Source organism: Streptomyces sp. Je 1-332 (assembly GCF_040730185.1).
Classification (GTDB): domain Bacteria; phylum Actinomycetota; class Actinomycetes; order Streptomycetales; family Streptomycetaceae; genus Streptomyces.
In genome coordinates this window covers 6,888,681-6,907,959 of record NZ_CP160402.1, presented here as the reverse complement: position 1 = coordinate 6,907,959, position 19,279 = coordinate 6,888,681, and the positions used below count along the sequence as shown (strand labels likewise).

The 19,279-nt window shown below is 71.6% G+C and carries 16 protein-coding genes and 1 tRNA gene; 12 read left to right on the top strand and 5 right to left on the bottom strand.

All coding sequences use genetic code 11. The features are described from left to right. Nucleotides 1-65: 65 nt before the first annotated feature. Genes ABXJ52_RS31100 through ABXJ52_RS31060 form a run of 9 tightly spaced genes read left to right on the top strand, consistent with a single transcriptional unit; the run spans nucleotide 66 to nucleotide 10,352 of the window. Complete coding sequence (locus ABXJ52_RS31100; protein WP_367046535.1) at nucleotides 66-1,046, top strand: iron-siderophore ABC transporter substrate-binding protein; 981 nt, start codon at nucleotides 66-68, stop codon at nucleotides 1,044-1,046. After that, nucleotides 1,043-1,843, top strand: a complete 801-nt coding sequence (locus tag ABXJ52_RS31095; protein WP_367046533.1) for a 2,3-dihydro-2,3-dihydroxybenzoate dehydrogenase — start codon at nucleotides 1,043-1,045, stop codon at nucleotides 1,841-1,843. Before ABXJ52_RS31100 ends, ABXJ52_RS31095 begins: the two co-directional genes overlap by 4 nt. Before the next feature lie 40 nt (nucleotides 1,844-1,883). After that, nucleotides 1,884-3,104, top strand: a complete 1,221-nt coding sequence (gene dhbC, locus ABXJ52_RS31090) for an isochorismate synthase DhbC (RefSeq protein WP_367046531.1) — start codon at nucleotides 1,884-1,886, stop codon at nucleotides 3,102-3,104. Next, the gene (locus tag ABXJ52_RS31085) at nucleotides 3,101-4,726 is read left to right on the top strand and encodes a (2,3-dihydroxybenzoyl)adenylate synthase (protein ID WP_367046529.1); all 1,626 of its coding nucleotides are present in this window, start codon (nucleotides 3,101-3,103) and stop codon (nucleotides 4,724-4,726) included. The genes dhbC and ABXJ52_RS31085 overlap by 4 nt, the downstream gene beginning before the upstream one ends. A gap of 60 nt (nucleotides 4,727-4,786) precedes the next feature. Further along, the gene (locus tag ABXJ52_RS31080) at nucleotides 4,787-5,419 is read left to right on the top strand and encodes an isochorismatase family protein (protein WP_367046528.1); all 633 of its coding nucleotides are present in this window, start codon (nucleotides 4,787-4,789) and stop codon (nucleotides 5,417-5,419) included. 1 nt (nucleotide 5,420) lies between these two features. Further along, entirely contained in the window at nucleotides 5,421-5,651 is a 231-nt protein-coding gene (locus tag ABXJ52_RS31075; protein ID WP_367046526.1) for a phosphopantetheine-binding protein, read from the top strand. Next, nucleotides 5,648-9,538 carry an amino acid adenylation domain-containing protein gene (locus tag ABXJ52_RS31070; RefSeq protein WP_367046524.1) on the top strand — a complete coding sequence of 1,297 codons (3,891 nt, stop codon included), beginning with the start codon at nucleotides 5,648-5,650 and terminating at the stop codon, nucleotides 9,536-9,538. The genes ABXJ52_RS31075 and ABXJ52_RS31070 overlap by 4 nt, the downstream gene beginning before the upstream one ends. Further along, nucleotides 9,535-9,732, top strand: a complete 198-nt coding sequence (locus ABXJ52_RS31065) for an MbtH family NRPS accessory protein (protein WP_367046522.1) — start codon at nucleotides 9,535-9,537, stop codon at nucleotides 9,730-9,732. Before ABXJ52_RS31070 ends, ABXJ52_RS31065 begins: the two co-directional genes overlap by 4 nt. Beyond that, nucleotides 9,729-10,352 (top strand): 4'-phosphopantetheinyl transferase superfamily protein, encoded by a 624-nt coding sequence (locus ABXJ52_RS31060; protein ID WP_367046521.1) that lies wholly within the window; start codon nucleotides 9,729-9,731, stop codon nucleotides 10,350-10,352. The genes ABXJ52_RS31065 and ABXJ52_RS31060 overlap by 4 nt, the downstream gene beginning before the upstream one ends. Nucleotides 10,353-10,429: 77 nt before the next feature. On the opposite strand, the gene fes is transcribed toward ABXJ52_RS31060, so the two are convergent. Then, nucleotides 10,430-11,722 carry an enterochelin esterase gene (fes, locus tag ABXJ52_RS31055; RefSeq protein WP_367046519.1) on the bottom strand — a complete coding sequence of 431 codons (1,293 nt, stop codon included), beginning with the start codon at nucleotides 11,720-11,722 and terminating at the stop codon, nucleotides 10,430-10,432. A 127-nt stretch (nucleotides 11,723-11,849) separates the two neighbouring features. On the opposite strand from fes, the gene ABXJ52_RS31050 reads away from it, so the two are divergent. After that, nucleotides 11,850-12,722: a hypothetical protein gene (locus ABXJ52_RS31050; protein WP_367046517.1), complete on the top strand. Its 873-nt coding sequence runs from the start codon at nucleotides 11,850-11,852 to the stop codon at nucleotides 12,720-12,722. A gap of 25 nt (nucleotides 12,723-12,747) precedes the next feature. Here the strand turns inward: ABXJ52_RS31050 and ABXJ52_RS31045 are convergent, their stop codons facing one another. Beyond that, nucleotides 12,748-13,428, bottom strand: coding sequence for a response regulator transcription factor (locus ABXJ52_RS31045; RefSeq protein ID WP_367046515.1), 681 nt, complete (start codon nucleotides 13,426-13,428; stop codon nucleotides 12,748-12,750). A gap of 470 nt (nucleotides 13,429-13,898) precedes the next feature. Then, on the bottom strand, nucleotides 13,899-14,375 hold the full coding sequence (locus tag ABXJ52_RS31040) for a MarR family transcriptional regulator (RefSeq protein ID WP_367049400.1): 477 nt from the start codon (nucleotides 14,373-14,375) through the stop codon (nucleotides 13,899-13,901). Between the two features lie 158 nt (nucleotides 14,376-14,533). Between ABXJ52_RS31040 and ABXJ52_RS31035 the strand changes: the two genes are divergently transcribed. Continuing rightward, a complete protein-coding gene (locus tag ABXJ52_RS31035; protein ID WP_367046513.1) occupies nucleotides 14,534-15,991 on the top strand; it encodes an MFS transporter in 1,458 nt (485 codons plus the stop codon). A gap of 79 nt (nucleotides 15,992-16,070) precedes the next feature. Here ABXJ52_RS31035 and ABXJ52_RS31030 read toward each other — a convergent pair. Then, nucleotides 16,071-16,158 (bottom strand) — tRNA-Leu (locus tag ABXJ52_RS31030). Nucleotides 16,159-16,298: 140 nt separating this feature from the next. Between ABXJ52_RS31030 and ABXJ52_RS31025 the strand changes: the two genes are divergently transcribed. Further along, entirely contained in the window at nucleotides 16,299-17,633 is a 1,335-nt protein-coding gene (locus tag ABXJ52_RS31025) for a DUF2254 domain-containing protein (RefSeq protein WP_367046511.1), read from the top strand. A 47-nt stretch (nucleotides 17,634-17,680) separates the two neighbouring features. Here the strand turns inward: ABXJ52_RS31025 and ABXJ52_RS31020 are convergent, their stop codons facing one another. Continuing rightward, nucleotides 17,681-19,234 (bottom strand): aldehyde dehydrogenase family protein, encoded by a 1,554-nt coding sequence (locus ABXJ52_RS31020; RefSeq protein WP_367046509.1) that lies wholly within the window; start codon nucleotides 19,232-19,234, stop codon nucleotides 17,681-17,683. Nucleotides 19,235-19,279: the final 45 nt, after the last annotated feature.

The following is a 19,279-nucleotide window of genomic DNA, read 5'->3' as shown; positions in this document are numbered from 1 at the left end:
CACGGCCAGAGATGACCCTTATGTCCGGACTGAACCCCCGGACTCAGAAGCATGGAGACACGGACATGTCCTCGAACCACTCCCCGCGCACCCGGCTGACCGCGGTTGCGGCCCTCACCCTGGCCTCCGCGCTCACCCTCTCCGCCTGCGGTTCGGACTCGTCCGACGACTCCGGGTCCAGCGCCAAGGCCAAGAACGCCGGGAAGGTCACCGTCACCGACGCCTCCGGTGCGGAGGTTAAGGTTCCGGCCAATCCCAAGAAGGTCATCGCGCTCAGCGAGATGGACCTGGACTCGGCCCTCGCCCTGAAGGTCAAGCCCGTCGGTCTGTCCGCGGGCAGAGGCCAGAAGGGCGCCCCCGAGTATCTGGCCGACCAGGCCAAGGGCATCCCGGTCGTGGGCGCGGTCACCGGACCCGACATCGAGAAGGTCCTCCAGGCCAAGCCGGACGTCATCCTCGCCGGGCAGCTCGCCGACCCGCAGGTGCTCAAGCAGCTGAAGGGGATAGCCCCGACCGTCGTCACGATCGACAGGACCAAGGACTGGAAGAAGTCCCTGGAGATCACCGGCAAGGTGCTCGGCAAGTCCGACGAGGCGAGCGCGTACCTCAAGGACTACGACACCAAGGCCGCCGCCGTGCAGAAGAACCTCGGCGACAACGCGGGCGCGAGCGTCTCCGTGGCGCGCTACTCCGCCAAGGGCACCGCCGTCATGCAGCAGGGCGTGTTCATCTCCGACGTCCTGAAGGACCTCGGCTTCAAGCGGCCCGGCATCCAGAACAAGAAGGGCGAGGGCCACTCGACGCCGCTCAGCGACGAGGACCTGAAGCAGATCGACGCCGACTGGCTGTTCATCGGCACCCTCGCATCGGCCGGTCCCGACGCCGACCTCTTCAAGGAGCTGAAGGGCAAGGCCGCGTACAAGCAGCTCGACGCGGTCAAGAAGAACCACACGACCGAGATCGACGGCTCGAAGTGGACCAGCCTCGGTGGCGCGCAGGCCGCCGTCTCCGTCCTCGAGGACGTCGAGAAGGCGATGGGCAAGTGACTTCCGGCATAACCGACCCTGAGCTCGCGGGCCGAGTGGCCCTGGTCACCGGCGCGGGCCGGGGTATCGGTCAGGCAGTGGCCCGCGCGCTCGCCGAGCGCGGCGCGCGGGTCGTCGCCGCCGACCGGTCGCCCGACGTCAAGGAGCAGGACGCCACCGAGCGGTCGTCGGGCGGCCGCGTCAGCGGCATCGTCCTCGACGTCACCGACGCGGCAGCCGTGGACAACGCGGTCGATGAAGTCGAGCGCACCGTAGGGCCGTTGGACATCCTCGTGAACGTGGCGGGCATCCTGCGGCCCGCCCGGGTCGTCGAACTCACCGACACCGACTGGGCGGAGACCTTCGCCGTCAACACGAACGGCGTCTTCCACACCTCGCGCGCCGCGGCCCGCCGCATGACCGCGCGCGGCAAGGGCTCCATCGTGACGGTCGGCTCGAACGCCGCCGGGGTGCCCCGCACCCAGATGGCCGCGTACGCCGCGTCCAAGGCGGCCGCCACGATGTTCACCAAATGCCTCGGCCTCGAGGTCGCCCGTGACGGCGTGCGCTGCAACGTCGTGTCGCCGGGCTCCACCCACACCGACATGCAGCGGCAGCTGTGGACGGGCGACCACGAGCAGGCCGCCGCCCGGGTCATCGACGGCGACCCGGACTCGTACCGGGTCGGCATTCCGCTCGGCCGGATCGCCGACCCCTCCGACATCGCCGACGCGGTCGCCTTCCTGGTCTCCGACCGGGCAAGGCACATCACCCTGCACGACCTGTACGTGGACGGCGGCGCCACCCTGCGCGCCTGAAAAGCCGCGCCGCCCTCCCCTACTTGACGAGGAGTCATCCGTGACACCCCCCAACGACGTGGTCGCAGACGCCGCCCCCACCACCCCCGGGGCCGTCGGCGCGGCGACCGCGCTGCTCGACGCCTACCGACCCGGCGACACCCGGTTCTTCGCGTCGCCCACCCGCACCCTCCTCGCCCACGGCACGGCCGCCGAAGTGCCGCACGACGAGCGGCCGTTGACGGAGCGGGTCGCCGCCACCCTCGGCGCGCAGCTGCGCGCGGGCAACCACGCCCCGGTCGTGGTGGGCTCCATCCCCTTCGACCCCGCCGAGCCCGCCGTGCTCGCGGTGCCCGAAGCGGCGCGCTGGGCGCCCGCCCTGCGCACCGACCCGCTCGTGGCGCTGCCCACGCCGCCGCCCGCGACGGCCGGCGGCTGGCAGGTGCGCGAGGTCCCCTCGGGCGCGGAGTACGCCGCGTCGGTCGAGGCCGCCGTCGCCCGCATGAAGAGCGGTGAGTTCGACAAGGTCGTCCTCGCCCGCACCCTGGAGCTGTCCACGCAAGGACCGCTCGACCTGCCCGCGATGCTCCAGCGCCTGGCACGGCGCGACCCGCGCGGCTACTCCTTCGCCGTACCGTCGGGCGCGGGCCGCACCCTCCTCGGCGCCAGCCCGGAGCTGCTCGTCTCGCGGCACGGCAGTCGCCTGACCGCGAACCCGCTGGCCGGTTCGACGCCCCGCTCCGCCGATCTCGCCGAGGACGTGCGCCGGGCTGCCGCGCTGCTCGAATCGGCGAAGGACCTGCACGAGCACGCGGTCGTCGTGGACGCCGTGCACAAGGCCCTCGCCCCGTTCTGCACCGACCTCGACGTGCCGGAGCGGCCCACCCTGGTCCGCACCGCCACCATGTGGCACCTGTCGACGACCATCACCGGCGATCTCGCCGAGCCGGCCACCTCCGCCCTGGAGCTGGCCACCGCCCTGCACCCGACTCCGGCTGTCTGCGGTACCCCTACCGGGCACGCCCGTGACGTGATCGGGGAGCTGGAGCCCTTCGGCCGCGGTCACTACACCGGAATGGTGGGATGGAGCGACGCGCGCGGCGACGGCGAGTGGGTCGTCACGATCCGCTGCGCGGAGGCCGAGGAGACGCAGGACGGCGCCGGACGGCTGCGGCTCTTCGCGGGCGCGGGCGTCGTCGCCGACTCCTCGCCGGAGGCCGAACGCGCCGAGACGGGCGCCAAGTTCCGTACGTTCCTCGATGCGGTGGGGGTCGACCGATGACGACGGCAGAGAGCCGCGTGGACGCGCCGCGCATCCCGGAGGTCTTCGCCGAGCGGTACCGCGCCGCCGGGTACTGGCGCGGCGAGACCTTCGGCGGCATGCTCCGCGAGCGCGCCGACGCACACCCCGCGCGGGTCGCGATCACCGACGGGGACCGCAACTGGACGTACGGCGAACTCGACGTGCGCGCCGATCAGTTGGCCGCGGGGTTCGCCGCTCGTGGCATCGGCAAGGGCGACCGGGTCGTCGTCCAGTTGCCGAACGTCGCCGAGTTCTTCGAGGTGATCTTCGCGCTCTTCCGGATCGGCGCCCTGCCGGTCTTCGCGCTGCCCGCACACCGCGAGACGGAGATCCACTACTTCTGCGAGTTCACCGAGGCCGTCGCCTACGTGATACCGGACCGGCTCGGCGGCTTCGACCACCGTGACCTCGCGTCCAAGGTCCGCGCCGAAGTGCCCACGCTGCGCGACGTGTTCGTGGTGGGCGACCCGGGCGAGCACACCGCACTCGCCGACGTGCCGAGCGAGCCGATCGAGATCGACGGGCCCGAGCCCTCCGACCTCGCGTTCCTCCAGCTGTCGGGCGGCAGCACCGGTGTGCCCAAGCTGATCCCCCGCACCCACGACGACTACATGTACTCGCTGTGGGGTTCGAACGAGCTCTGTGGGGTGACGGAGGACTCCGTCTACCTCGTGGCGCTGCCCGCGGCCCACAACTTCCCGCTCTCCTCGCCCGGTTCGCTCGGTCTGCTGTACGCGGGCGGCCGTGTCGTGATGTGCCCGCAGCCCGACCCGGACACCGCGTTCCCGCTCATCGAGCGGGAACGGGTGACGATCACGGGTCTCGTCCCGCCGCTCGCCCTGGTGTGGACGGACGCGGGGCGCAGCACTCCGTACGACATCTCCAGCCTCGAGGTGCTCCTGGTGGGCGGTGCGAAGTTCAGCGAGTCGGCGGCGCGCCGGGTCGCACCCGCGCTCGGCTGCACCCTTCAGCAGGTCTTCGGGATGGCCGAGGGCCTGGTCAACTACACGCGGCTCGACGACCCGGCGGAGACGATCGTCACCACCCAGGGCCGTCCGATCTCCCCGGACGACGAGGTGCGCATCGTCGACGACCTCGACCAGGACGTGCCGGACGGCGAGGCGGGCCATCTGCTGACCCGCGGCCCGTACACCATCCGCGGCTACTGGCGCGCGCCCGAGCACAACGCACGCTCGTTCACCGCCGACGGCTTCTACCGCACCGGCGACATCGTCAGCCGCACCCCCACCGGGCATCTGGTGGTGGAGGGCCGGGCGAAGGACCAGATCAACCGCGGCGGCGAGAAGATCGCGCCGGAGGAGGTCGAGAACATCATCCTCGCCCACCCCCACGTCCATGACGTGTCGGTCGTCGCCGTCCCCGACGAGTATCTCGGCGAGCGGACCCTCGCGTACGTGATCCTGCGCGCGGACACCGAACCGCTCAAGCCCGTCGTGATCAAGAAGTTCGTGCGGGAGCGCGGTCTCGCCGCGTACAAGGTGCCCGACCGGGTCGAGTTCGTGAACGCCTTCCCGCAGACCGGCATCGGCAAGATCAGCAAGAAGGACCAGCGGACGACCGCCGCGGCTCCGGGCAGTTGACCTCTGCCCGGCAGCACCCCGATGCACCCAGCTTTCCTGAGTTTCCCGAAAGGCCCCACCATGGCGCTCCCCGCCGTCACGCCGTACCCGATGCCCTCGCCCGAGGAGCTGCCCGACAACCGGGTCGCGTGGACCATCGACCCGCAGCGTGCGGTGCTGCTCGTCCATGACCTGCAGAACCACTTCCTGACCGCCTACACGCCCGGCACCTCGCCGACCACGGAACTCCTCGCCAACGTCGGCGAGTTGGCGAAGGCGGCGCGTGCGTCCGGCGTTCCCGTCCTGTACTCCGCCCAGCCGGGCGGCCAGACGCCGGCCGAGCGCGGTCTCCAGCAGGACTTCTGGGGCCCCGGCCTTCCCGACGACGAGCACGCGAAGGCGATCGCGGGCCCGGTCGCGCCGGAGCCCGGCGACACGGTGCTCACGAAGTGGAAGTACAGCGCGTACGTCCGCACCGACCTCGAGGAGCGCATGCGCGAGGCGGGCCGGGACCAGATCGTCGTCGTCGGTGTGTACGCGCACATCGGTGTCCTGATGACGGCCTGCGACGCATGGATGCGGGACGTGCAGGCGTTCGTCGTCGCGGACGCCGTGGCCGACTTCTCCCGCGCCGACCACGACATGGCGCTGCGCTACGCGGCAGGCCGGTGCGCGGTCGTCACCACCACCGACGCTGTTCTGAAGGGGATCTGACATGGCGCTGACCGTGGAACTCATACGGGCCGACGTCGCCGACGTCCTGGGCGAGGACCCGGCCGACATCCCCGTCGACGAGAACCTCGTCGACTACGGCCTCGACTCGGTGCGCATCATGTCGCTGATCGAGCGGTGGCGCCGCGATCACGACATCACCGCGACCTTCGTGGACCTGGCCGAACAGCCCGCCATCGAGGCCTGGGCACCGATTCTGGGAGCCTCGGCATGAGGCTCACCGCTGCCCAGTCGGGCATGTGGTTCGCGCAGGCGCTCGACCCCGGCAGTCCGGCCCAGAACACGGCGGAGTGCCTGGAGATCCACGGTCCCATCGACCCGTCCGTCTTCGCGCGGACGCTGCGTCAGGTGGTGTCCGAGGCCGACGCGTTGCGCGTGAGGATCATCGAAGGGGCCGACGGGCCAGCTCAGTTGGCGGTAGCCGATCCGACGCTACCGCTGAAGGTGCGCGACCTGCGTGCCGCGTCCGACCCGGACGCCGAGGCGCAGGCGTGGATGCGCGAGGACCTGGCCACGCCGTTCGACCTGGCGGCAGGACCGCTGTTCGCGCACGCGCTGTTCCGCGTCGGCGACGAGCGCTGGCTGTGGTACCAGCGGGTGCACCACATCGTGATGGACGGCTTCGGCTACTCGCTGCTCGCCCGCCGCACCGCCGAGGTCTACACCGCGTTCGCCGCGGGCCAGGAGCCGGGCGAGAGCCCGTTCGGGCGCCTTGAGGACCTGGTCGCGGAGGACACCGCGTACCGCGCGTCCGAGACGTTCGAGACGGACCGCCGCTACTGGGACGGTGCCTTCGCCGACCGCCCCGACGCCCCCAACCTGGCCGGGCGCACCGCGCTGCCCTCCCGCACCTTCCACCGCTGCAGCGCCCGCCTCTCCCCCGAGGCGACCTCGCGGCTGCGCGAGTCGGCGTCCTCGATGCGGGCGACCTGGCCGGAGGTGCTCGTCGCCGCGCAGGCCCTGTACGTCTCGCGGGCCACCGGCTCCGCCGAGGTGGTACTCGGCCTGCCGATGATGGGCCGCATGGGATCGGTGGCGCTGCGCGTGCCCGGCATGGTGATGAACGTGCTGCCGCTGCGGCTCACCGTGACCCCGCAGGCCACCTTCGCCGAGCTGACCCGGCAGGTCGTGCTCGGCATCCGCGCCGCCCGCCGCCACCAGCGGTACCGCTACGAGGACATCCGCCGGGACCTGGGCCTCCTCGGCGAGGGCCGGTCCCTGGTCGGCCCGCTGGTCAACGTCATGCCGTTCGACTACGGCCTGACCTTCGCGGGCGCCCGAACCGACGCCCACAACCTGTCGGCGGGCCCGGTCGAGGACCTCACGGTCAACGTCTACGACCGCGCCGACGGCAGCGGCCTGCGCATCGACTACGACGGCAACCCCGCCCTGTACGAGCCGGACGAACTCGCCGTCCACCAGGCGCGGTTCATGGAACTCCTGGAGCGCGTCGCCGACGCGGGCCCGCACACGCCGCTGGCCGAGCACACGATCGCGCGCCGTGTGGAACTGCCCCTCGTCACGGAGGAGTTCAACGCCACCGCGCAGCCGCTGCCGCCCACCACGCTGATCGGCCCGATCGAGGGCCAGGCCGTCCGCACCCCGCACGCCACCGCCCTGGTCTTCGGCGACCAGGAGCTCACCTACGCCGAGCTGAACGCCCGCGCCAACCGCCTCGCCCACCATCTCATCGAGGTCGGCGTACGTCCGGGCGCGCTCGCGGCGGTCGCCGTGCCCCGCTCGCTCGACCTGGTGGTCACGCTCCTCGCCGTGCTCAAGGCGGGCGGCGCCTATCTCCCGCTGGACCCGGACTATCCGGCGGACCGTCTCGCGTACATGCTTCAGGACGCCGGTCCCGCCTGCGTGATCGCCGACCGCGCCGACCGGGTGCCCGCCGCTTCGGGTGTGCCGATCGTCGCCCTGGACCGCCTGGACACGGCGCCGTACGGCACGTACGACCCGCCGCGCGCGCTCACCCCGCACCACCCCGCCTACGTCATCTACACGTCCGGTTCTACCGGCCGCCCCAAGGGTGTCGTCGTGCCGCACTCGGCGATCGACAACCGGCTGCGCTGGATGCAGTCCGAGTACGAACTCGCCGCCGGTGACCGGGTGTTGCAGAAGACGCCGTCCGGATTCGACGTGTCGGTGTGGGAGTTCTTCTGGGCGCTGCGGGTGGGCGCGACGCTCGTCATCGCCGAACCCGGCGGCCACAAGGACCCGGCATATCTGGCGCGCGTCATCCGCGAACAGGGCGTCACCGTCTGCCACTTCGTCCCTTCGATGCTCCAGGTGTTCCTGTCCGAGCCCGCCGCCGCGGACTGTGTCGGCCTGCGGCACGTCTTCTGCAGCGGCGAGGCGCTGCCGCGCGAGACGGTGCGGGAGTTCGGGCGCGTACTGGACGGCGTACCGCTGCACAACCTCTACGGTCCGACCGAGGCCGCCGTCGACGTGACGTACCACCCGTGCGACACCGACGCGACGGGCCCGGTCCCGATCGGCAAGCCCGTCTGGAACACGCGCCTGTACGTCCTGGACGCGGCGCTCCAGCCGTGCCCTCCCGGCATCCAGGGCGAGCTGTTCCTGGCAGGGACCCAGCTGGCAACCGAGTACCTGGGGCGGCCCGAACTGACCGCGTCCCGCTTCGTCGCCGACCCCTACGGTCCGCCCGGCACCCGCATGTACCGCACGGGCGACCTGGCGCGCTGGACCGAGCACGGCGAGATCGAGTACCTGGGCCGCACCGACCACCAGGTCAAGCTGCGGGGCCTGCGCATCGAACTGGGTGAGATCGAGGCCGAGTTGGCCGCCGATCTTGCGGTGGGCGCGGCCAGCGTGCTGGTCCGCGAGGACCGGCCGGGCGACCAGCGGCTCGTGGGGTACGTGACGCCCTCCGACACCGGAGCCGTTCCCGACCCCGAGAAGCTGCGCGCAGGGCTCGCCCGCACACTGCCCGACTACATGGTGCCGGGCGCCATCCTCGTCCTCGACGACTTCCCGCTCAGCCCGAACGGCAAGCTGGACCGGCGCGCGCTGCCCGCCCCCGCCTTCGAGGGGTGCGGCGACGGCGGCCGGGTGCCGAGCGGCCACCGCGAGGAGACGCTCACCCGGCTCTTCGCAGAGATCCTCGGTGTGCCCCAACTCGGCGTGGACGACGCCTTCTTCGACCTGGGCGGCACTTCGCTCCTGGCGGCCCGTCTGGTCGCCAGGGTCCGGGACACGCTGGGCGCCGAGCTCACCATCGGCACGCTCTTCCAGGCGCAGACCCCGGCGGCGCTCGCCGCCCACCTGGACGCCGACCGCAGCGAGGCCGACCACGCCCTGGACGTACTGCTTCCGCTGCGCGCGGGCGGCGACCGCACCCCGCTGTTCGCCTTCCACCCGGCGGGCGGCATGAGCTGGTGCTACTCGGGTCTGCTCTCGCGACTCGACCCCGGGCAGCCGGTGTATGGCCTCCAGGCGCGCGGCCTGCACGGCGAGGGTGAGCTCCCGGCCACCATGGAGGAGCTGGCGGCGGAGTACGTGGACGCGCTGCGGGCCGTGCGCCCGCACGGCCCCTACCGGCTGGTCGGCTGGTCGGTGGGCGGTGTCCTCGCCCACACGGTCGCCGTGCTGCTCCAAGAGGCGGGCGAGGAGGTCGAGTTGCTCGCGCTGCTCGACGCCTACCCCTCCGACCAGTGGCGCGACGCCGCGGTCCCCGCCGAGTCGGACGCCCTCAAGGCGCTGCTACGGATGGCCGGTTACGACCTGACGCACGAGCTGACCCGCGAGGACGTCCTGGCCACGCTCCAGCGCGAAGGCAGCGCCCTGGCCGGCCTGCCGGACAGGACCCTGTCGGCGGTCCTCGACATCGTCGTCAACAACGCCCGCCTGATGCGCGAGCACGACCACCGCCCCTTCGACGGCGACGCCCTGTTCTTCACGGCCGCCGCGCCGCGCGCCGAGGACTGGCTGACGCGGGACGCCTGGGCGCCGTACGTCACCGGTGCGATCATCAACCACGACGTGGACTGCCTGCACCCGGAGCTGACCCAGCCGCGCCGCCTCGACGAGGTCTGTGCCGTACTCGCCGCCCGCCTCAAGGAGCTGGACCACGCATGACGACCACGCCCGGCCCCTTCGACGCGGTGAACACCGACGCCGACACCGAGCCGACCCACCTGGTCCTGGAGAACGCGCTCGGGGAGCACTCCCTGTGGCCGGTCTTCCGCGCCACACCCGAGGGATGGGCCACGGTGTACGGACCGGAGACGTACGGTCGTTGTGTGGCTCGCCTCCAGGACCCGCCCGCGTGACGGAGATCCAGTTCGTCCGCCCGGCCCCGCTCGACGTGTCGCTCCTCGACGCGGCGGAGCGGCGCCGGGCCGCGGCGTTGCGGCGCCCGGCGGACCAGGAGCTGTACGCGGCGGCGCACACCGCGCTCCGTCTGCGGCTCGGCGCGTATCTCTGCGTCGATCCGGCGGCGGTGGAGCTGGTGCGGCTGCCGTGCCCGCTGTGCGGTGAGCCGCACGGCCGCCCCGCCGTCGCCGGAGGGGCGGGCCCGCACTTCTCCCTCTCCCATACGCAGGGCCTGGCGCTGCTCGCCTTCGCGGACCGCCCGGTCGGTGCCGACGTGGAGAGACTCCCGTCCGCGAGCACGATGGCGGACGTGGCGGCGTCCCTGCACCACCGGGAGCAGTCGGAGCTGGCCGAACTCCCCTCTGATGAAAGGCCGTTGGCCTTCGCCCGTTGCTGGACCCGCAAGGAGGCCTGTCTCAAGGGAACGGGCGAGGGCCTCGCCGGTAGCGGCATGGCATCGCTCCTGGTGGGCACGGGCCCCACACCCCTCGACGTCCGAGGCTGGACGGTACGGGACGTCACCGCACCCGAGGGCTACGCGGCAGCAGTCGCCACGGCGAAGCCCCCGGCTTCGTAGGTCCCCGGGACAGAACCACAGGACGCCGACCCCACCCACGAGGCCTACGCCCACGCCCCCGAGGCCTACGCCCACGCCTACGCGGCAGCGGCCCCCGCCGAGGGCTCGCCCGCGGACTCCGTGCCCAGCAGCCCGACCAGCCCGTCCGCCAGTTCCGTACGCCAGCACAAGTAGTCGTGGCCGCCGTTGAACTCGCGGTACACGGCGTCCTCGTAACCCTTCTCGCGCAACGTGGCACGCAGCCTGCGCATGGCGGGTAGCGCCACCCACTCCTGCTCGCCCGCCGACAGCCAGAACCGGACCGGCAGCCGCTCGCTCTCGGCGATACGGGCGGTCAGCCACTCGGAGCGTTCGAGGTCCGGGCCATCCGGCCACCAGAAGGACCCCGACTGCGCGAGGACGCGGCCGAAGCGCCCCGGCGCGACGACGGCCGCGTATGCCGCGGTGAGGCCGCCGAGGCTCTGACCGGCGACGACGGTCCGTGCGGGATCGCCGGTCAGGGAAAGCAGGTCGCCCGCCCAGGGCAGCAGCTCGGTCTCCAGGAACCCGACGAACCGTTCGTTGCAGGCGAGTTCGTCCCAGCGCTGGTCCGCGCCCAGGGATTCGGGGAGCACGGCGGCCAGCGGCGGGATGCGGCCGTCGGCGATGAGGTTGTCGAGGAGGGAAGCGACGTCCAGGCCCGGCTGCCACATCTCGCCGTCCATCAGGACCATGACGGGCAGGTCGCGTCCGCCACCCGGCGGCTCGTACAGATGCACCCGCCGCTCGTTGCCGAGGAGTTCACTGCGGACCGTGTGCGTGCTGACGGTGCCGCGCGCCACGCCCTCGCGGCGCTGCCAGTCGTCGCCGGCCGGAGCCTGCGGCAGCTCGACACACGAGACCGGCTCGCCGCCCCAACGACGCGTCAGCGTACGCGGGTTGAGGGGATCGGAGCGCTGTTGCCGGCGCAGCCAGGGCCAGTAATCGCCCTCGGGTCGCCGAGGGCCGCCCCCTTCGTCCACGCACAGGCTGTACGTCGCCCGCCAGTCCGCGCGCATCCGGATCGACCAGTGCCAGATGTCCGTTCCCGGCACCCGCTCCATCAGGTTGGCGGCCATGTCGCGGGGGTCGACGATCTTGTTCGGCATGACGAGGACCGCTCGGGTCGCGTCCGTGCCGCGCCACAGGAAGGTGACCACCCGGTACTCGTCGTCGCCCTGCGGGTCGGGCTCGACGACCGGTGCCCCGCCCGCCGTCCGCACGGCACCCCAGAAGTCGCCACGCTCCACGGCCCGGCCCACCCACGCACTGTCCACACGCTCGACCGGCAGCGGCCGGGGGATGCGGGGCGGCCGGCGGGTGGCCCCGTCGGGAGGAGCGGTGAGCGGCATGGGGGAGCCTCCAGGGATGCACTGCGTACACATAGCTAAGGGTGACCTTACTTGAACAGGCCACCCCGGGGACGACCAGGTACGGGCCACCTCCGCCCGCCCCGAGCCCAGCGGTACATTGCCGCCTATGTCGATACCGAATCCCCAGCCCCACCAGCCAAATCAGCCCAACCCATACCAGCAGGCCCCGAATCCGTATCAGCAGCCCCCGGGCACGGTTCCGCCCCAGGCCTCCCCTCAGCCCTTCGGCCAGCCACCGAACCCGTACGGACAGCAGGCCGGCCCCTATGGCCAGCCGCCCGCACCTCCGGCGCCCCCGGCAGGACCGCGTAAGCCCACGCCCGGCTGGGTGTGGGGAATCGGCGGTGTCGTGGTCGCGTCGGCCCTGTGGGCGGGAGCGCTCTTCGCCACCGGCAACCTCGGCTCCGACAGCGGCAGCGGCGGCGACGAGGCGAAGGCTGACCTCGCCGGATACCAGTACACGAAGAACCTCTGCGACGTCTCCCCGCTCGACGCCTTCAAGAAGAAGTACGAGCTCGACTCGGACTCCACCGCCACCACCCACTACGGCACCCGGCAGAAGGGCTTCGACCAGAGCTACTGCAGCCGCAAGCTCAAGGACCCGGAGGCGGGCGCCGACACCTATTCGAGCATCTACGTCTCCTCCACCGCCCGTTGGCACAAGGCCACCGACCCGAAGGGCGAGTTCGCCTCGGAGCAGAAGGCCTACGAGGACCAGTCGCAGAAGACGTACACCTACAAGACCAAGGCCGTGAGCGGCATCGGTGACGAGGCGTACCTGGTGACCGACACGAGCGGCTCCGACGATGACGATCTCAACGGCATGACCCTCGCCGTGCGCGACGGCTGGTTCACGATCGAGACGCGCTGGAGCTACTACGGCGGCGCGGACGACAAGACCGAGCCGCCGACCGCCTCGGAGGTCGAGGAGATGCTCACGTCCGACACACGTGCGGCGATGGACGGGCTCAAGAAGTGAGGGACGGCCTCGCGGATGCCCGGGTTCAGCACAGGGGTGGCGCAGGGCGGACGAGGCCCGACTGGTAGGCGATGACGACCAGTTGGGCGCGATCGCGGGCGTCGAGCCCGGCCATGGCGCGCCGCACGTGGGTGCGCACGGTCTGCGGGCTTTCGGAGAGCAGTTCGGCGATCTCGGCGTTCGACTTCCCCTCGGCGACCAGGACCATCACCTCCCGCTCGCGGTCGGTGAGCGCGGCGAGGCTCTCGGGCGGCGCCAGGTGGTCGCCGGCCTCGGGGGTGGTGAGGAAGCGCGTCACGAGGGCGCGCGTGGCCGTCGGGGAGAGCAGCGAGTCGCCCGCGGCCACGGTCCGGATCGCGTCGAGGAGTTCTTCGACGCCCACGTCCTTGCCGAGGAATCCGCTCGCGCCCGCGCGCAGGGCCTGGGCCACGTGCTCGCCGGTCTCGGCGGTCGTGAGGACGAGGACGCGGGTGGCGGCGAGCTCCGGGGCGGCGCAGATCAGGGCGGTCGCGTCCTGGCCGTCCGTGCTGGGCATGCCGATGTCCACGAGGGCGAGGTCGGGGAGGTGGGTCCGGGCGAGCTCGATGGCTTCATCGCCGTCGGTGGCCTCGGCGACCACCTCCATGTCGTCGCAGGAGTCGATCAGGATGCGGAAGGTCGCCCGGAGGAGGGCCTGGTCGTCGGCAAGCAGGACGCGGAGGGTCATGTAGTGCGTTTCTCTTCCGTGTTCTCGGGGTGCGGCGGCAGGTGGGCGGTGACTTCGAAGCCGGCCTCGGGGCGGTGGCCTGTGCACGGGTGACCGCCGACCAAGGGGGCGCGTTGCCGCAGGCGTATGAGGCGTAGCCGGGGGCGGCCCTCCGGTCGGGGCCGGCCGTCGGCAAGCGGAGCACCACCGTGACCGGACGCTCGCGGCGCCGCGGCAGGGTGGCGGGCCGCCGCGGGGCGCTGCCGTCTGATGAGCATCGAGTTCTCCGATCGCCATCGAGTTCTCCGATCGACTTCTTGCATCATCGTCGGACACTCGGCCTCCCGACGGGCGCAGGGCCGCCCGTGTCCCGCGCAGCGGCCCCACGTCACGCCGGTACGACAGGCGCCGTTACGCCCTCGCGCCGGTACGGCGGACGACCCGGGCCCGCGATCGCCCGTTCGGAGGTACGAGGGGGCGCGCGGGCGGGTTCACGGGCGCGGCCAGGGGTGCCCCTCCAGGCGCTCGATGTCGCTGTTGAAGCGCTGGAGCAGCGCGGCGAACGACGCCACATCCTCCGGCGACCAACTGTCCATGACCTTCTCAAGGCCCTGGGTGTACTCGGCTCGGTCGGCGTCGAGTTGCCGCGCGCCCTCGGCGGAGATGCGGAACTTGCGGGCCATGCCGCCGTCGGGGTCGGGGATGCGCTCGACGAGACCGCCGCGCAGCATGGCCGCGGTCTGCCGGTTCAGCGTGGACGCGTCGAGGCCGAAGGCGTCGGTGAGCTGGCCGATGGACATGGGGCCGTCCATCTGGATGCGGCTGAGCAGGATGTACGCGCTCCGGTCGAGGCGCCCGCCCGAAGAGCGGGCGCGCGGGTTGAACAGATGCGAGTGCCGACCGAGCAGCATCGTCTCGAATTCGACCTGCCGAACGGGCTTCTCCGTGCGGCCAGCGGGCTTGTCCATACGACGACCGGGCTTGTCCATGCGGGCATTCTATCCGGCATATGCATCATGCACTTCATATGTATAGTGCACATCGCGGGGCCGTCTCAGGTCACGCGTTCGTCCGGAAGCCGCCCGGGTCCCGTCCGGCGCCGCCCGGAAAGCCGAAGGAGAAGCCAGTGGTCAGCTCGAAACCCGACGTCCGCCCGGGGCGCGTCGTCGGGGTACTCGCCCTCGCGGGCATCGTGGCCGCGGTCATGCAGACGCTGGTGGTGCCCCTGATCGGCGACCTCCCCCGCATGCTCGACACCAGCCCGTCGAACGCCTCGTGGGTGGTCACGGCCACCCTGCTCTCGGCGGCGGTGGCGACACCTGTGGCCGGGCGGCTCGGTGACATGTACGGCAAGCGGCGAATGCTGCTCGTCTCCGTGGTGCCGCTCGTCGCGGGGTCGGTGGTCTGCGCCCTTGCCTCCTCCGTGGTGCCGATGATCGTCGGCCGGGGGTTGCAGGGCCTCGGCATGGGCGTGGTGCCGCTGGGCGTCAGCCTCCTGCGTGACGTACTGCCGCCCGAGAAGCTCGGCTCGTCCATCGCCCTGATGAGCGCGTCCATGGGCGTGGGCGGTGCGCTCGGCCTGCCGTTCGCCGCGGCCGTCGCCGAGAACGCCAGCTGGCGTGTGCTGTTCTGGGTCGCCGCCGCGTTGAGTCTCCTGGTCGCCCTCCTGGCCTGGCTGTTCGTGCCGGCGGGACGCTTGGCGACCGGGTCGGCCCGCTTCGACGCCCTGGGCGCGATCGGCCTGGGCAGCGGTCTCGTCTGCCTGCTGCTCGCCGTGTCCAAGGGCTCCGACTGGGGCTGGACGAGCGGTACCACCCTCGGCCTGTTCGCCGCGTCGGCCGTCGTCCTGCTGGCCTGGGGCCGGTGGGAGCTGCGCAGCGACGAGCCGCTGGTCGACCTGCGCGTCACCGCCCGGCCGCAGGTCCTGATGACCAACGCGGCCTCGGTGCTCGTCGGGTTCGCGATGTACGCCCAGTCGCTCGTCGTGCCCCAGCTGCTTCAGCTGCCCGAGGCCACCGGCTACGGCCTTGGCCAGTCGATGATGGCCATGGGTCTGTGGATGGCCCCGGCCGGCCTGATGATGATGGCCCTCGCACCGCTCGGCGCCAAGCTCTCGGCCGCCCGCGGCCCCAAGGTGACGCTGTCGGCCGGGGCCCTGGTCATCGCTGTCGGCTACGGCTCCTCCCTGCTTCTGATGGGTTCGACCTGGGGCCTGCTGGTCGTGACGCTCATCTGCAACACGGGTGTGGGCCTCGCGTACGGCGCCATGCCCGCCCTGATCATGAGCGCGGTGCCCCAGTCGGCGACCGCGTCGGCCAACAGCTTCAACACCCTGATGCGTTCGATCGGCAGCTCGGCAGCGGCAGCCGTGATCGGTGTGGTCCTTGCCCAGATGACGACGGACTTCGGCGGTCATCTCCTGCCGTCGGAGAACGGCTTCCGGGCCGCCATGCTGATGGGCTGCGGGGTGGGCCTCGCGGCGGCGGTGGTCGCGGCGTTCATTCCGGTACGCCAGGTGGACACCGGGACCGACGCCGCCGAGACGGAGACCGACCCGCGCCCGACGTCGGAAGCCACCGCCTGATCCGCCACGCCTGTCCTGTCATGCCGCTCTTGGAGGCATGACAAAACCCCACGGCCTCAGAGAGGCCGTGGGGTCTGGCTGGTGTCCGAGGGGGGACTTGAACCCCCACGCCCGATAAAGGGCACTAGCACCTCAAGCTAGCGCGTCTGCCATTCCGCCACCCGGACTAGGTGTCTGCCGTTCGCGGGGTGTTCCCCGCGGCGACATGGACAACAATACCAAGCTTTCGGAGTGCCTTTCACCTGCGTATCCGTCCGTCGGCGGGCGGATACCCGGCGGCCCGTTCCGGCGCATCTAGAGTCTCACCATGAGTGACGGCTTGATTACGGGAACGCTCGGCGGCGTGAAGGTACGGCGGCCTCGGTTGCTGTCCCCGCTGCGGGAGCATCTGCGGGACACCATGTGGTTCGCTCCGACGGCCGGGCTCGTGGGGGCCGTGGTGCTGTGGTTCGTCGCGTCGGAGCTGGACAGCCAGATCGTGTCGTCGGCGCAGGACGCCGGGGAGTACGAACTTCTCGAGAACATGATCGGGATCGCCGAGGACGCCAAGGAGGTGATCAAGACCATCGGCTCGGCGATGATGACCTTCATCGGCGTCGTCTTCAGCATCTCCCTGGTGGCCGTGCAGATGGCGAGCGGGCAGTTCAGCCCGCGGGTGGTGCGGCTGTACATCAGGTCGCGGATCACCAAGACCACGCTCACCGTCTTCCTGGCGACGTTCCTCTTCTCGCTGATGACGCTGACGTCCTTCGACAGCGAGACGGATCCGCGGCTCCTGACGAACGTGCCGCTGCTCGAGTCCCTCCTGGCGATGGCCATGGTGTTCCTGAGCCTGGTGCTCTTCGTGGCGTACGTGAACGGCACGCTCCGCATGATGCGGATCAGCTTCGTCATCGACCGGATCGCCCGGGAGTCGCTGCGGGTGGCGGCGAAACACCCGACCGAAGGCGCGCCGGACGACGAGCACCTCGGCCCCGCGACCGCCCGGATCACTCACCAGGGGCGGGCCGGTGTGCTGCGGGACGTGCACATCGCCCGCGTGGTGCGAGCGGCCGGCCGCCACGGTGTGGTGCTGCGGCTGCTGCCACGCATCGGGGACTTCGTGGTGCCGGGCACCCCGGTGTTCACCGTCCACGGCGGGGCGGCGCCGCCCCGCCGGGCACTGCGGTACACGGTGTACGTGGGCGTGGAGCGCACCTTCCACCAGGACCTCGGGTTCGGTCTTCGCCAGCTCGCCGACATCGCGCTGCGGGCCCTCTCCCCCGCGGTGAACGACCCGACCACCGCCGTGCAGGCCCTTGACCGCATCATCCAGTTCCTGGCCTCGGTGGCCGGGTATCCACTGGGCGCCCTGCGCCACCGTGACCGGCGCGGGGCCGTGCGCATGGTGCAGCCCGTGCCGGACTGGGCCGCGCTCGTGGATCTCGGGTTCGCCGAGATCCGGGGGTGCGCGGTCGGCAACCCGCAGGTCACCCGACGCATGCTGGCCGGCCTGGACGACCTGCTGCGGCTCGTTCCCGAGGAGCGCGGAGAGCCGCTCCTGCGCCACCGCGAGCTGCTCACGCAGACCGTGGAACGCACGATCCCGGAAGCGGCGGACCGCGCGTTCGCACTGCTGCCCGACCGGCAGGGCATCGGCTAGGCAACCGACCCCCTGCCGCACCCGGGCTCACGCCATCGGAGCCCGGTTCACGCCATCAGGTGGTAACTCGGGAAGTTCCCCGGCGGCCGTTCCAGCGCCGGGCCGTGGGTGACCGCCCGCACCAGCAGCTCGCCGCCGACGAACGCTCCGCGCCATGACGCGCCGAACCCGCCGAACAGCTCATCCCGGTCACCGCGCGAACGCGGCTTTCCCCGGCCGGTCTTGAACGCGCGGATCTGCGGCGCGAGACGTTCGTACGTCGCGGCGTCGTCGGTCGACAGCGTGGCGACCAGCGCCCCGTTCGACGCGTTCATGGCGGCGAGCAGCTCCGCCTCCGTGTCGACGAGGACGATGGTGTCGACCGGACCGAACGGCTCCGCGTGGTGCAGCGGCGAGGACGGCGGCGGGTTGAGGAGCGTGACGGGGTGGACGTACGCGTCGGTGTCCTGGCCCGGCAGGAAGAGGTCCGCCGCGGGAGCGCCGCGGTACAACGGCACGGCACCGCGGTCGATCGCCTCCGCCACCTGGTCGCCCAGCTCCTTCGCCTTGGCCGCGTTGATCAGCGGGCCGAAGTCCAGCTGCGGGAACGGGTCCTCGGCATGTTCGACCGCCAGGGGGTGACCGACGCGGACGGTGCGCACGGCCGGGAGATAGGCGGCGAGGAACTCGTCGAAAAGGCCCCGCTGGACGACGAAACGCGGATACGCGGTGCAGCGCTGCTTGCCGTAGTCGAAGAGCTTGGGGATGACGGCGCTGAGCGCTTCCCAGTCGCTGTAGTTCCAGATGCCCCAGGTGTTCAGTCCTTCCTGTTCGAGGATGTGCCGCTTGCCGAGGTCGGCGACGGCGGTGGCGACGGCGGCGCCCGTGTCACGTCCGCCGACGAAGGAGACGCAGCCGATTTCCGGTGCGCGGACCAGCGCTTCGGACAGTTCCCCGCCGCTGCCGCTGACGAGGGTGACGGGGATCCCTTCGCGGGCGGCCAGCGCGCAGGCCAGGGTGAGACAGGCGACGCCGCCATCGGTCGGGGTCTTGGCGATGACCGCGTTGCCCGCGAGTGCCTGTACCAACACTGCGTGAACGAGCACGCTCATCGGGTAGTTCCAGCTCGCGATGTTGGATACGGGACCGTCCAACGGGGTCCGCCCGTCGACCATCGGTTCGATGCCGTCGACGTACCAGCGCACGCCGTCGATGGCCCGGTCGACATCGGCCTGGGCGAGGCGCCAGGGCTTGCCGATCTCCCAGACGAGGAGGAGGGCGAGCAGTTCACGGTGCTCGGTGAGAGCGTCGAGGGTGGCGGCTACGCGGGCTCGCCGTTCGTCCAACGGGATGTGACGCCAGGCCCGGTGCTGGTCGAATGAGGCGCGTACGGCCTGCTGGGCGGTGGCGGAGTCGAGGCGTGGCGGGCCCGCGATGGGGCTGCCGTCGACGGGTGATGTGGCGGGGAGGGCGCGGCCGTCCGCCTGCCATGCGCCGTTCCAGAGATTGAGGACGCGGTCGTCGCGGAAGGCCTCGGGCGCGACGGCGATGCAGCGGCGCCAGGCTTCGCTCCAGGCGGTACCGGCCTTGAGGACGCGAGGGTTGGGGAGGGTGGGTGCCATTCGTATGTCTCCGCTCACGGTGCACAGATCGGGGCGGGAGGTGCA

Bases quoted from the DNA above. Each gene is read 5' to 3' on its own strand.
- ABXJ52_RS31100 (WP_367046535.1), top strand. From the start codon at position 66: ATGTCCTCGAACCACTCCCCGCGCACCCGGCTGACCGCGGTTGCGGCC.
- ABXJ52_RS31085 (WP_367046529.1), top strand. From the start codon at position 3,101: ATGACGACGGCAGAGAGCCGCGTGGACGCGCCGCGCATCCCGGAGGTC.
- ABXJ52_RS31080 (WP_367046528.1), top strand. From the start codon at position 4,787: ATGGCGCTCCCCGCCGTCACGCCGTACCCGATGCCCTCGCCCGAGGAG.
- ABXJ52_RS31075 (WP_367046526.1), top strand. From the start codon at position 5,421: ATGGCGCTGACCGTGGAACTCATACGGGCCGACGTCGCCGACGTCCTG.
- ABXJ52_RS31070 (WP_367046524.1), top strand. From the start codon at position 5,648: ATGAGGCTCACCGCTGCCCAGTCGGGCATGTGGTTCGCGCAGGCGCTC.
- ABXJ52_RS31065 (WP_367046522.1), top strand. From the start codon at position 9,535: ATGACGACCACGCCCGGCCCCTTCGACGCGGTGAACACCGACGCCGAC.
- fes (WP_367046519.1), bottom strand. From the start codon at position 11,722: ATGCCGCTCACCGCTCCTCCCGACGGGGCCACCCGCCGGCCGCCCCGC.
- ABXJ52_RS31050 (WP_367046517.1), top strand. From the start codon at position 11,850: ATGTCGATACCGAATCCCCAGCCCCACCAGCCAAATCAGCCCAACCCA.
- ABXJ52_RS31045 (WP_367046515.1), bottom strand. From the start codon at position 13,428: ATGACCCTCCGCGTCCTGCTTGCCGACGACCAGGCCCTCCTCCGGGCG.
- ABXJ52_RS31040 (WP_367049400.1), bottom strand. From the start codon at position 14,375: ATGGACAAGCCCGCTGGCCGCACGGAGAAGCCCGTTCGGCAGGTCGAA.
- ABXJ52_RS31025 (WP_367046511.1), top strand. From the start codon at position 16,299: ATGAGTGACGGCTTGATTACGGGAACGCTCGGCGGCGTGAAGGTACGG.
- ABXJ52_RS31020 (WP_367046509.1), bottom strand. From the start codon at position 19,234: ATGGCACCCACCCTCCCCAACCCTCGCGTCCTCAAGGCCGGTACCGCC.